General features: G+C 69.7%; 9 protein-coding genes. 3 read left to right on the top strand and 6 right to left on the bottom strand.

Going from position 1 to position 12,531, the window contains the following annotated elements; all coding sequences use genetic code 11:
* Nucleotides 1–47: 47 nt before the first annotated feature.
* The 5 genes from ACFTE1_RS11835 to ACFTE1_RS11815 all read right to left on the bottom strand — a co-directional run bounded on the left by ACFTE1_RS11835 (nt 48) and on the right by ACFTE1_RS11815 (nt 5,238).
* Entirely contained in the window at nt 48–842 is a 795-nt protein-coding gene (locus ACFTE1_RS11835; protein WP_380623042.1) for a LamG domain-containing protein, read from the bottom strand.
* Between the two features lie 120 nt (nt 843–962).
* The gene (gene pyrE / locus ACFTE1_RS11830) at nt 963–1,496 is read right to left on the bottom strand and encodes an orotate phosphoribosyltransferase (protein ID WP_380623044.1); all 534 of its coding nucleotides are present in this window, start codon (nt 1,494–1,496) and stop codon (nt 963–965) included.
* A 58-nt stretch (nt 1,497–1,554) separates the two neighbouring features.
* Nucleotides 1,555–3,288, bottom strand: a complete 1,734-nt coding sequence (locus tag ACFTE1_RS11825; RefSeq protein WP_380623046.1) for a serine/threonine protein kinase — start codon at nt 3,286–3,288, stop codon at nt 1,555–1,557.
* A 292-nt stretch (nt 3,289–3,580) separates the two neighbouring features.
* Entirely contained in the window at nt 3,581–4,051 is a 471-nt protein-coding gene (locus tag ACFTE1_RS11820) for a ribose-5-phosphate isomerase (protein WP_380623048.1), read from the bottom strand.
* Nucleotides 4,052–4,056: 5 nt separating this feature from the next.
* A complete protein-coding gene (locus ACFTE1_RS11815) occupies nt 4,057–5,238 on the bottom strand; it encodes a DUF1015 family protein (protein WP_380623050.1) in 1,182 nt (393 codons plus the stop codon).
* A 107-nt stretch (nt 5,239–5,345) separates the two neighbouring features.
* Here ACFTE1_RS11815 and pepN point away from each other — a divergent pair, with 107 nt between their 5' ends.
* From pepN to ACFTE1_RS11800, 3 genes are all read left to right on the top strand, one after another.
* The gene (gene pepN / locus ACFTE1_RS11810; RefSeq protein WP_380623052.1) at nt 5,346–7,880 is read left to right on the top strand and encodes an aminopeptidase N; all 2,535 of its coding nucleotides are present in this window, start codon (nt 5,346–5,348) and stop codon (nt 7,878–7,880) included.
* A gap of 112 nt (nt 7,881–7,992) precedes the next feature.
* Nucleotides 7,993–8,967 carry a hypothetical protein gene (locus tag ACFTE1_RS11805; protein WP_380623054.1) on the top strand — a complete coding sequence of 325 codons (975 nt, stop codon included), beginning with the start codon at nt 7,993–7,995 and terminating at the stop codon, nt 8,965–8,967.
* A gap of 17 nt (nt 8,968–8,984) precedes the next feature.
* Nucleotides 8,985–10,268 carry a metallophosphoesterase gene (locus ACFTE1_RS11800; protein ID WP_380623056.1) on the top strand — a complete coding sequence of 428 codons (1,284 nt, stop codon included), beginning with the start codon at nt 8,985–8,987 and terminating at the stop codon, nt 10,266–10,268.
* Here the strand turns inward: ACFTE1_RS11800 and ACFTE1_RS11795 are convergent.
* Nucleotides 10,243–12,393 carry a heavy metal translocating P-type ATPase gene (locus ACFTE1_RS11795; protein ID WP_380623058.1) on the bottom strand — a complete coding sequence of 717 codons (2,151 nt, stop codon included), beginning with the start codon at nt 12,391–12,393 and terminating at the stop codon, nt 10,243–10,245. The two genes, ACFTE1_RS11800 and ACFTE1_RS11795, sit on opposite strands and share 26 nt — an antisense overlap.
* Between the last annotated feature and the right edge of the window lie 138 nt (nt 12,394–12,531).

The raw sequence follows: 12,531 nt of genomic DNA, 5'->3' as shown, positions 1-12,531 counted from the left end.
CCAAAATCACCGGTCCCCTAGCTCCCGAACAGTGCCGATCCCCGGGTCTACCAGGGATCGTCCGGATCGCAGATCGAGCCGTCCGGATCCAGGGGCATGGTAGGCCTTCTGGACGAGAGCATCGTGATCGTTTCTTCCTCGACCACCCCCGAATAGGCGCGGGCGCTGTCGATATGCCCGGTTGTCGTCGCGGTGGCGTCTCCGGAGGATCCTATGACGAACGGCCCGGCAGAGAACTGCCGGTTCCCGGGAAGGACGGAGCTGGCAACAGGTGCTCCGTCCACGTACAGTCGAATTTCACGATTCTCGCGGTCGTATACGGCCGCGAGGTGGTACCAAACCTGTTCGTCGACGGGTTCGGGGGATACGGCGCGATGCCGATGAGCGTCGTCCCGGTCATTGTGCGGCATGGAGAAACTCCAGGCCCGGTCGGTAGCAGAGAACGAGAGGTCGAATAGGTCGGAGTCCGTTCCGGCCTGCGAGAGCACCGTTTGATCGGCGGCGGCGGAATCCAGTCGGACCCAGGTCATGGCCGTAAATGACTCGGTCGTATCGATGACGCTGTCCGCGGTCGACCCGTACGAGGTGCCATTCAGGCGATACGAGCCATCGCAGATGAGGAACCTGTCAAAAGTCCATTCAGGTTCGCTCGAGAATGTCAGATCATGGTCGTTCCACGAATCGGCTCCTTGCAGATCCGCTCCGAGGTCCCAATAGGCGAGACGTTCAGGAGCCGACGCATGAGCCGGTGAGGTCGTGGTCAACAGAGCGGACCCGACGAGGCCGAGCGAGAGAAGGAGGGAAGCGGTACGGGGCTTCCGCATGGGGTTTTGCAGGGGCATGAAAGGGGTACTTTCTATGTAGGCCTACTTTTGCCCTCGCCATCATAGAACAAATGTGCTACAGCGAAAAGGCCCTCCGCGCCCCGAACCGGGGTGCGAAAGGCCGGGAAAACCCTGTCGCTACGCCTCTCCGGCGGTCTTCAGCTCGCTCATCGTGAACAGGGCCTTCATGGCCAGGCCGTTGTCGGCCAGGTTCTTCAGCCCGCCCGACTCGCGGTCGATCACGCAGACGCCCTCCTCGACCGTCGCGCCGCGACGCCGCAGCTCGCCCAGGGCGTCCATGACGGCACCCCCGGAGGTCACGACGTCCTCCACGACGAACAGGCGCTTGCCCTCGATGTCGCCGCCCTCGGCCAGGCGGCAGGTGCCGTAGGTCTTGGCCTCCTTGCGGATGAAGTAAGCCGGAACCCCGGTTATCTGGGAGAGCACGACGGCGATCGGAATGCCGCCGGTCTCCAGCCCGGCCAGAGCGTCGACCCCCTCGGAGGGGACGAACTCGGCCAGACGCTCGGCGATGCGCTTGATCAGCTTCGGGTCGGATTCGAACAGGTACTTGTCGAAGTACTCCGTCGCCGTCACGCCCGAGCGGAGCGTGAACTCTCCGGTCAGGTGGGCGGCGTCATAGATGTCGCGAGCCAGATCGTTAGTCGTCATGGCGCCATTTTCGCACGTCGCGGCCCCGAAGAGACCGACGCGTGGAGAATCTGTGACCTCAGAACGGCAGCCAGCCGAAATCGAGGAAGCCCCAGCTGACCTGCTGCAGCCAGCCGATGCCGACCGCGACCATGAAACCGCCGGAGGCCAGGTGGGCCAGGCGGGCGGTGCGCCTATTGGCCCCCATCATGCGGCCCCAGAAGATCCCCCCGAGGGTGCGCAGCAGGAAGAACAGCCCGAGCGCCACGGTGAAGGCCATGACGAAGAAGACGGCGCCCTGCTCGACGGCCGAGTCGCCGTCGAGGATCCAGAGCAGCCACATGATCGCGGCGAAGATCGTCCCGATCACGGTGAACTCCATGCCCCGCCGCATGGACCCGGGCGGTCCGAGGAGCGGGTGCTCCTCCCGCTCGTCGCGTTCGCGGGGAGCCTGCTCCCGGCCCTGGTCCATCTGCTGCGGGGAGGGCCCCTGGCGGTGGTCGGGCTGCTGCGGCCCGGGCTCGCGGCCCTGGCCAGGCTGCCCCTCGGGAACCTGCACCCGCCCGTGCGGGCGCTCGCGCTCGTTGTCGAGCTGCAGCGGCGGCAGGGCGGCGGGATTGACCTTGGTCGCCTCCGGCGGAGACGGGTGGGCGCCGTAGGGGGCCGCGGCGTTCGCCGAGCCGTACACCGCGGCGCCTTGGCCCGCGGCGTGACCGCCGCCCATGGCGGCCGCACCGGCGCCGGCGGCACCGGCCATGCCGGCGGCGCCCATGGCCCCGCCCGGCCGGTTCATGGTCGTCGCGGCGCCCATGGGAACGCCCATGTGCGGCGTCTTCTCAGGCCCGCCGCGCCAGTCCACGCCCAGGTCCGGCACGCGCGAACGGTTCACCATCTCGGCCAGCTCCGCGATCCAGCGCGGCAGCTCGGCGGTGGTGGGCCGGTCGGCGGGACGGTCCGCGAGGGGAGCGTTCAGGTGGTCGCGCAACTGCGGGTTCGACTCCAGGTACGGATGCTGGCGCAGCCGCGCCCAGGGCGTGGCCGGGGCCGACCCGGGGAAGATCGCGTCCTGGGAGTCGGTCCGCGCCGTGGCGCCCGTGATGAGGTAGAAGGCGATCGAACCGAAGCCGTGGACGTCGTAGGACGGCCCGACGCGCCCCTCGTACGCCTCGGGCCCTGCGGTCTCGCGGGTGTAGGAGATCGTCGTCAGGTGCGAGGGCGAGTGGTAGCGGGCGCCGGTGAAGTCGATGATCTTCGCCGAGCGGTCCGGTCCGACGATGATGTTGCCCGGCTTGATGTCCATGTGCAGGATCGGGTGGGCCCCGCCCGGCTCGTGGAGGTCGCGCAGCACCCCGGCGACGGAGTGGAGCACCGAGGGACCGTCGACGCGGCCGACGCGCTGTGCCAGGTAGTCCTTGAGGTCGTGGCCGGGAAGGTACTCCAGCACCTGGTAGGGGACCTGCTCGCCGTGGAGCGGGGCGCCCGGCTGGTGGGGCCTGTGGCCGTAGAAGGCGTCGATGCGCCGGCAGATGTTGGACACGCCGCGCGAGTGCAGGTCCATGAGGACGGCGTCGCCCTTGTCCCAGGACTTGTACTGCTGCTGCGGGTCGATCTCGGGGTTGAGGCGGAAGACCTTGACGCTCACCGGAGCCGACTGGATACCTCCCGACATGCGGACGGCCTGGTAGACATCGGCCTGGCCGCCCGATCCGAGCAGCCGCGTGATGCGGTAGCTCTCGTCCGACCCCTGCATGGGGTCGACCGGACCGCACACCAGGTTGAGGTCCGAGGACTGGGTCGGCGGTTGGATCGTCATCTATCTGGTGTTCCTTCTGTTCGGGAGGGTGACCGCGCCGGAGTGCCCGAGGGCACCGCAGCACGTCCTGCGCAGAACGGCGTGCCGAGGGGCGGCGCGACCGGTCGCCCGCGGACGGGCGCACCCGCCCACGATATCGCTCGGAGCGAAGGGGTGTCCGGGAGGCGCTTTCACTGTGCTCCGCAGGGTACCGAGTATTCCATATTACCTTGTGAGGGCGAACGTGTTGTCCCGCACAAGAACCGCCGGGGGGACGGAGAGGGGCCGGCCGAAGCCGGCCCCGAAAGGGTCGTCAGGCGGGAAGGTCGGGCAGCTCCCGCGTCTTGTCGAACTCGGCCACCTGGTCGATGCGGCGCTGGTGGCGGTCGGCGGCCGAGAACGGCTCGGCCAGGAACGTCTCGGTGAAGCGGACCGCGTCGTCGGTGGAGTGCATCCGGGCGCCGATGCCCATCAGGTTGGCGTCGTTGTGCTGGCGGGCCAGCTTCGCGGTCTCCTCGTTCCACACCAGGGCGCACCGGGCGCCGGGAACCTTGTTGGCCGCGATCTGCTCGCCGTTTCCGGAGCCGCCGATCACGACGCCCAGGGAACCGGGGTCGCCCACCACGGCGGCGGCGGCGTGGAAGCAGAAGGCGGGGTAGTCGTCCTCCGGGTCGAAGGCCGCCGGGCCGATGTCGGTCACCTCGTGGCCCGCCTTCTCCAGGTGGGCGACGAGGTGGTTCTTCAGTTCGTATCCAGCGTGATCTGAGCCGATGTAGATTCGCACGGGTCTTACTCTACGTCCGCCGCGACCAGCCCCGCACGGGCCTTCGGGACGAACCACGTCGACTTGCGGGGCATCACGAGGCGCCGCAGGTTGATGTCGACGAAGTCCTCCACGCCGACCGGAGCGATGATCACCGCGAGGTCGGCCCGGCCCTCGTCGACCTGTCCGACCAGCCATTCGACCGAATAGTCGCCGCCGACGTAGGTGATGCGCGGGTCCTTCGGCTCGAAGCCGAGCAGGCCCTCGAAGACCTCCCTCTCGACCTTGGAGTGGTCCAGGGCGTCGACAGCGGTCCCTCCGTCTGTGGGGAACGCTACCCTCCACGTCCGCCCCGATCCGTAGAAGATCACATGCCCGTGCTCCTCGGGGACGTAGGGCGCGTCGACCTCCTCGACCTCGGCGCCGATCTGGCCGATCTGCACCATCAGCTGCGCCGCCGACCCCGGCAGGCCCGAGACGAGGCGGTTGTAGGGCAGCAGCCGGATCGACTCGGAGGTCGTGATGACCGACAGGAAGCGGCCCAGACCGCCCACCTGGGCGGCCAGGGAACGGTGGTTGCCGTCGGCGACCACCAGGCGGCCCGACCCGGCCGCGGCGACCAGCTCGGCGTCGTCCACCGGCCAGATCTCGTGCAGCCTCCCGGCCTCGTCCCGGTCGGCCAGCGCGGGCTCGCCGGCGGCCTCGACCGCGGCGGCCAGGCGCTCGTGCAGCCCCGGCTCGGTCTGCAGCAGGAGCACGGGGCTCAACTGCACGCCCAGGTGGGCGTTGAGGCGGCTGCGCTCCTCGACCTTGGAGCGGAAGACCTCCTCATTGCGGATCACCAGGCCCTCCTCCTCGGGGGACGAGGAGATCTGCGCGGTGTCGACCATGGCGAAGAGGCCCAGGAAGGGCTCCTGGCCCTCCTCGGTGATCCGGTAGGCCACGGCCACGTCGTCATGGGGTCGGAAGCGCCCGGCCTGCTGGAGCGCCTCCAGCCGCTCCTTCGCGGCGGGAAGGGCCTCGTCGAACGCCAGGCCGGCCTCGCGGGCCTCCGGCGTCCACGTCGGCATCTCCACGGCCAGCACGCTGGCGGGATTCTCGGCGACGAGATCGGTGATGACCGACTCGTCGGGGAACTCGTCGTAGTTCTTGGCGCCCGTGCCCCCAGTGGACAGCCAAGCGCGCCTGACAAAGTGTGCAGCGGTCATGACCACCAGCGTAAGCCAGGGAATTCCCTGACCCTGGAGCGCCGTGCCGCCCGACCCGGTGTGACACACTTTGGAGGATAGATTCGATCACTACCTAGGGAGGCACTGTGGCCCCGACCCACACCCTGACACAGGCCGAGGCGAAGCGCCGTGCGGAGCTTCTGACCGTCGACTCCTACACCGTCGCTTTCGACCTGACCGGTCACGCCGAGGGAGACACCTTCGAAGCCGTGACGACCGTAGTGTTCGACTGCTCCGAACCCGGAGCGGAGACCTTTATCGAGGTGGCCGCGCGCGCCGTCAACAGCGCGACGCTCAACGGCGAGAGCGTCGACGTCTCCGGCTACGACCCCGCCCAGGGGCTCAAGGTCGCCGGCCTGGCCGCGAAGAACGTCCTCATCGTGAACGCCGACATGGAGTACTCCAACGACGGCCAGGGCCTGCACCGCATGACCGACCCCGCCGACGGCGAGACCTACCTCTACAGCCAGTTCGAGGTGGCCGACGCGCAGCGTGCGTTCCCGTGCTTCGACCAGCCCGACCTGAAGGCGGCGTTCACCTTCGTCGTCCGCGCCCCCGAACACTGGCGCGTCTTCTCCAACATGCCCGTCGCCGCGGAGGTCAACGGCGACGACGCCACGAAGGTCACCACCTTCGAACCCAGCGTCCGCATGAGCCCCTACATCACCGCCCTCTGCGCCGGCCCCTACGTAGGAGTCGAGGACACGCACGACGGCATCGCGCTCGGCGCCTGGTGCCGCAAGTCCATGGAGCAGTACTTGGACGCCGAGGGCGTCTTCGAGATCACCCGCCAGGGCTTCGACCACTTCCACGAGCACTTCGGCGTTCGCTACCCGCTGCCCAAGTACGACCAGATCTTCGCGCCCGAGTACAACTTCGGCGCCATGGAGAACTTCGGCTGCATCACCATCGCCGAGTCGGCCTACCTCTTCCGCAGCCAGGTCACCGACTTCGAGCTCGAGCAGCGCGCCAACGTCATCCTCCACGAGATGGCCCACATGTGGTTCGGCGACCTCGTCACCATGCAGTGGTGGGACGACCTGTGGCTCAACGAGTCCTTCGCCGAGTGGGCCAGCCACTGGGCCAACACCGACGCCACCAAGTACACCGGCGCCTGGACGACCTTCCTGGCCGCCCGCAAGAACTGGGGCTACGCCGCCGACCAGCAGCCCACCACCCACCCCGTCTACGGCGAGATGCCCGACACCGCCGCCATCCAGGCGAACTTCGACGGCATCACCTACGCCAAGGGCGCCAGCATCCTCAAGCAGCTGGTCGCCTACGTCGGCATCGAGCCCTTCCTCAAGGGCCTGCGCGAGTACTTCACCAAGCACAAGTTCTCCAACGCCGTCTTCAACGACCTGCTCAGCGAGCTCGAGGCCGCCAGCGGCCGCGAGCTCGAGGACTTCGCCGACACCTGGCTCAAGACCGCCGGCGTCTCCACCCTGAGCCCGAAGGCCGAGGTCGACGCCGAGGGCGCCTACACCTCGGTCGACGTCGTCCAGACCGCCTCCGAAGAACACCCGACGCTGCGCACCCACCGCATCGCCATCGGCCTCTACGACCTGGCCGACGGCCGCCTCGTGCGCCGCGACCGCCTCGAGGCCGACGTCTCCGGAGCCTCCACCCGCATCGACGCCCTCACCGGCGTCAAGCAGCCGGACCTCCTGCTGCTCAACGACGACGACCTCACCTACGCGAAGCTCCGCCTCGACGAGAAGAGCCTCGCCACCGCCGTCGAGCACACCTCGGACCTCGCCGACAGCCTCCCGCGCGCCCTCATCTGGGCCGCGGCCTGGGACATGCTGCGCGACGCCGAACTGCCCGCGAGCAAGTTCCTGTCCATGGCCGTGGCCTCCCTGCCGAAGGAGGACGACATCAACATCGTCACCGTCGAGCAGCGCCACGTCGGCACCGCACTGCGCTACGCCGACCCGGCCAAGCGCGACGAGCTGCGCGGCCAGTGGGTCGCCGCCGCCAAGGGCGCCATGGAGGCCTCCGCCGCCGGCAGCGACATGCAGCGCTCCTGGGCCCGCGCCTACGCCGCGGCCGCCCGCGCCGAGGCCGACATCGCCGTGCTCAAGGGCTGGCTCGCCGGCGAGGGCGTCCCGGAGGGACTGGCCGTCGACGCCGACTTCCGCTGGCACCTCACCACCGTGCTGGCCGCCGAGGGCGCCATCGACGAGGCCGCCGTCGACGCCGAGCTCTCCCAGGACGAGACGGCCGAGGGCAAGCGCCTCGCCACCATCGCCCGCGCGACCATCCCGACCGCCGAGGCCAAGGCCCGCGCCTGGGACCGCCTGGTCGACCCCGAGAGCGAGAACTACGTCCGCCGCGCCACCATGCAGGGCTTCGCCCTGCTGGACCAGGAGGAGCTGACCCGCCCCTACCTGGAGAAGTTCCTGGCCGTCGTTCCGGACATGTGGGAGAAGCTCGGCGCCCAGCAGGCCGTCGAGTTCTCCAAGCTCGGTTTCCCGCTCAACCAGATCGGCGACGAGCAGCTGGCCGTCGTCGACTCCTGGCTGGACGGCGACCGCGACGAGAAGATCAACCGCGGCGTCCGCGAGGGCCGCTCCGAGATCGCCCGCGCGCTCGCCGGGCGCGCACTCGACTCGCAATAGGACGGCCGCTCCGCCGAGCGACCGCCGACGGGCCGCCTCCGGGACTCCGGAGGCGGCCCTCCTTGTTAAGCTTTGGAGGAGGAACTCCAGAGAAACCAGCGAGGAGATCGACTTGTCCTCCCTAACACCCATCGTGGTGGTCAGCGCGGTCCAGGTGGGCCTGTTCGGAGTGGTCCTGCCGCTGCTCATGCTCGGTCCGATCCTCCTGACCGCCACCCGCCCCACCCCGCAGCAGCTGACCTTCGCGGTCCTCATGCTCATTCCCGTCATGCTCATCGGCTCGGGCTTCATGGCCTGGTGGGCCTCCCGGTGGATCGCCTCGGCCGGCGCTCCCTCCCCGACCCTGGTGGGCATCTCCACCATCGCGGCCGTCTGCATTGGCCTGATAGCGCCGCTGAAGACCTACAAGGGGGCGGGGCCGTTCTGGCTGAAACCGGTCCTGGGCCTGCTCAGCGGCGTCCTCACCGGTGCGGTCATGGTCGCCGTCATGGAGGCGGGGCTCTCGGCCCTGGCCGCCGCCGGGGCCGGCCTCCTGGTGCTCATGGCCCTCGTGGCCGTGTTCCGGTTGGTCTCCAAGCCGCTGTCGGAGCGCCGCCGCCGCGGCCAGATCGAGACGGCCGTGCGCCGCTTCCAGGGCCAACTGGTCGACCTGGAGGACGGGGCGTGGACGCTCCTGCAGGCGCGCGGTGACGCCAACACCCTGGCGCTCAACTACAGCGGCTCCATCGAGGGCAAGAAGAACGCCGTCGGCGTCGTCCTCAAGCGCGACATGGAGTGGGTCCCGCAGGCCAAGGAGAACGAGGCGGCCGTGTTCGAGCTGGCCCAGTCTCCCTCCGGCACACCGACGGAGGCCGTCCTCCACCAGAAGCGGCTGGGCGCGCCGGCGTCGGTGACGCTGCGCATCCCCGGCACGACCGTCATGGCCGTGCGCGAGACGGTCCCCGACACGATCTCCTGGGGCGAGTTCATGCCCAAGTTCAAGCTCGTCGAGGTCGACCAGCTGCTGGACCGCCAGGTGCGCCAGGAGTCGGGCTCCGGCGGGAACGGCGGCGAAGACGAGAAGCGTCCGGAGAGCGAGACCCCCTAGTGTGGCAGGTGCTCGCCGTGTTCGGCGTTCTGGCGCTCCTGCTCGGGGGAGCCCACTACTATCTCTGGCACCGCCTGGTGAAGGCGACCACCGCGGAGGGGTCGCGTGCGAGGAGGGCCGGAGCGGTCGTCCTCGCCGTCATGTGCGCCTTCTCCCTCGCCGCTCTGGCGGCGGTCCGAAACGTCCCCGTCTCCTTCCAGGTCAAGGGGATCGTCTCCTGGATCGGCTACACCTGGCTGGTCCTGCTCATGTTCGCCGGCATGGTGCTGGTCGCGGCCGAACCGGTCCGCTGGATCCTCAACCGCCGCATCGCGCGGGCGGAGAGGGAACCCGTGGCCGCGGGCGGGGGAGGATCTTCTGAGGAGGAGGCCGCCGGGGAGGAACCCCGCTCGGACTCCTCGTCCGTCGCCACCGCCACGGAGGCCCCGCCGACCGGCCCGCCCGAGGAGGGCGGCCCGACGGGGCTGACCCGCCGGCGGACCGTCGCCGCGGGCATCGCCGCGACCGCCGCGACGGTCAGCCTGGTGACGACCGGCTACGGGCTCTACGAGGGCATGAGGCCCCCGCGCTACAAACCGCTCGAAGTGCCCCTGGCGCGCCTGCCGCGCAAGGCCGACGGGTTCCGCGTCGCGCTGCTCAGCGACATCCACCTCTCTCCCATGGTGGGGCGCAGCCGCAGCCGGGTGATCGTCGACGCGGTCAACCGGGTCGACGCCGACCTCGTCGCCGTCGTGGGCGACCTGGTGGACGGCACCGTCTCCGAACTCGGCGACGCCGTCGCCCCGCTGGCGGACCTGGACTCGCGCTACGGCACCTTCTTCGTCACCGGCAACCACGAGTACTACTCCGGCGTCGAGAGGTGGATCGAGGAGATCCAGGAGATCGGCATGCGCCCCTTGGAGAACGTCCACGCGGAGCTTCCGCACTTCGACCTCGCCGGTGTCGACGACGTCCAGGCGGAAGAGTTCCCCAACGAGCAGTCCTCCGGCCCGGACTTCGCCGCGGCGCTGGGCGACCGCGACCCGGACCGGGCCGCGGTCCTGCTGGCCCACCAGCCCGTCGTCATCGACCAGGCGGTCGACTGGGGGGTGGACCTGCAGTTGTCGGGCCACACCCACGGCGGCCAGATCTGGCCCGGCACGCTGCTGGCGGGCCTTCCCAATCCGACCGTCGCGGGGCTGGAGAGCTACGGCGACACGCAGCTGTACGTGTCGCGTGGAGCCGGCGCCTGGGGGCCGCAGGTGCGCGTCGGCGCCCCCAGCGAGATCTCCGTGGTCACCTTGCGGAGCCTTCGAGCCTGACCCCGCGCAGAGTCATCGCGTTGACCGCCACCACGATCGTGGAAAGCGACATGGCGACGGCGCCGACGGCCGGGGAGAGCGTGAACCCGACGGGGGCGAGCACTCCCGCCGCCAGCGGCACGGCGACGACGTTGTAGCCGACCGCCCAGGTCAGGTTCTGCACCATCTTGCGGTAGGAGGCCTTGGACAGGCGGATCGTCCTCACCACGCCCCTCGGGTCCGAGGAGGCGAGGACGATGCCCGCCGTCTCCATGGCCACGTCGGTTCCGGCGCCGATGGCGACGCCCACGTCGGCCTGCGCGATGGCGGGCGCGTCGTTGACGCCGTCTCCGACCATGGCGACGCTCTGGCCGCGCTGCTGGAGGCGTTTGACGATAGCGTCCTTGTCCTGCGGCAGGACTTGCGCGAAGACCTCGTCCTCTCCCTCGGCGAACTTCAGTTGCCCGGCCACGGAGTCGGCGACGGCCCGGGAGTCACCGGTGACCATGGCGACGGTCGAGACTCCCTCGTCCTTCAACTGCGCCACCGCCTCCTCCGCTTCGGGGCGCACCGCGTCGGCGAGCGCGAAGGCGGCGGCGACCTGTGCGTCGCCCGAGACCTGCACCAGGTAGAGGACCGCGTGGCCTTGTGACTCCCACTCGGCGAGCAGGTCGTCGAGTTCGGCCGGGGGCTCCAGGTCCTGGTCGGCCAGCAGCGCTGGCCCGCCGACGGCCCAGCGGGTGCGGCCCACGAGCGCTTCGACGCTCTTTCCCGTGACGGCCTTGAACTCCCTCGCCTCGGGGACGTCGCCGTCGAGTCTCTTCCCGTAGGCGACGATGGCCTTGGCCAGCGGGTGCTCCGACTCGCTCTCGACGGCGGCGGCGATCCCGGCGACCTCTTCGCGGCCGGCTCCGGCCGCCGGCTTCATGGCGGTGACGACGTGCCGCCCTTCGGTCAGGGTGCCGGTCTTGTCGAAGAGGACGGCGTCGAGTCCGCGGGACTTCTCCAGTGCCAGGCGGCTCTTGACGAGGATGCCGTTCTTGGCCGCCACGGTGGTGGAGATGGAGATGACCAGCGGGATGGCCAGTCCGAGGGCGTGGGGGCAGGCGATGACGAGCACGGTGACGGTGCGGTTGACCGCGTCGGAGGCGCTGCCGGCGATCGACCAGACGATCGCGGTGAGGGCCGCGGCGGCGGTGGCGATGTAGAAGAGCCACCCCGCGAAGCGGTCGGCGAGTGCCTGGGCGCGGCTTGAGGCGGCCTGAGCCTCGGCGACCATGCGCTGGATGCCGGCGAGGGCGGTGTCCTCGCCGACGGCGGTGACCGTGACGCGGACGGCGGAGTCGGTGGAGACGGTGCCTGCCACGACGTCGTCGCCCTGTTCCCGCACTACGGGGTTGGACTCGCCGGTGACCATGGACTCGTCCATCTCGGCCCGGCCGGAGACGACGCGTCCGTCGGCGGGCACGCGTCCGCCGGGGCGGACGAGGACGGTGTCTCCGACGCGCAGGTCGGAGATCAAGACGGTGGCCGTCTCGCCGCCGGTGACCTTTTCGGCGGTGTCGGGGAGGAGCGCGGCGAGTGTTTTGAGGGCTCCCTGGGCTTGACCGATCGCCTTCATCTCCTGCCAGTGGCCCAGCAGCATGATGACGATCAGTGCGGCCAGCTCCCACCAGAAGTCGAGGTCCAGCAGCCCCAGGCTGGTCGCCAGGGAGGCGAAGAAGGCGACGGTGATGGCCAGGGAGATGAGCATCATCATCCCCGGTTGGCGCGAGCGGACTTCGGCGACGGCCGACTTGAGGAAGGGGAAGCCGCCGTAGAAGAAGAGGAAGGTGCCGAGGACGGGCGGGATGAGCGCCGCGCCGGGGAAGTCGAGCTCGTAGCCGAGCCACCGCATCACCATGGGGCTGGTGACGATGACGGGGATCGACAGGGCCAGCGACCACCAGAACTTCTCCCTGAACATGTCGGGGGAGTGGCCGGCGTGCTTGGAGTGGTCGTGTGCGTCGTGACCGCCGTGGTCCGCTCCGGCCCCTCCTGCGTCGTGTCCCGTGTGGTCTTCGGGGCCGTGATGGCGTTGGTGCGCTTCATGTCCGGTGTGTTCTGCCCGGGTCTTCGCGCCACTGTGGTCGTGTTCGTGTTCCATACCCCCGGAGGGTATCAGAGTATCGACGGGAATCAAGCTTGTTCGCCGAGTCGCGCTCCCCGCCGCCGCCCGCCCCGCGCGGATGAGAGGAATCGGACAGTCCCGCGCGGAATGCCCCGAGGCGCGGAGTTAAGCTAC

It is taken from the genome of Salininema proteolyticum (assembly GCF_042685645.1).
Classification (GTDB): Bacteria; Actinomycetota; Actinomycetes; order Mycobacteriales; family Micromonosporaceae; genus Salininema; species Salininema proteolyticum.
Note: the sequence above shows the minus strand (reverse complement) of the source record. Positions and strands in the feature narration are given on the sequence as shown.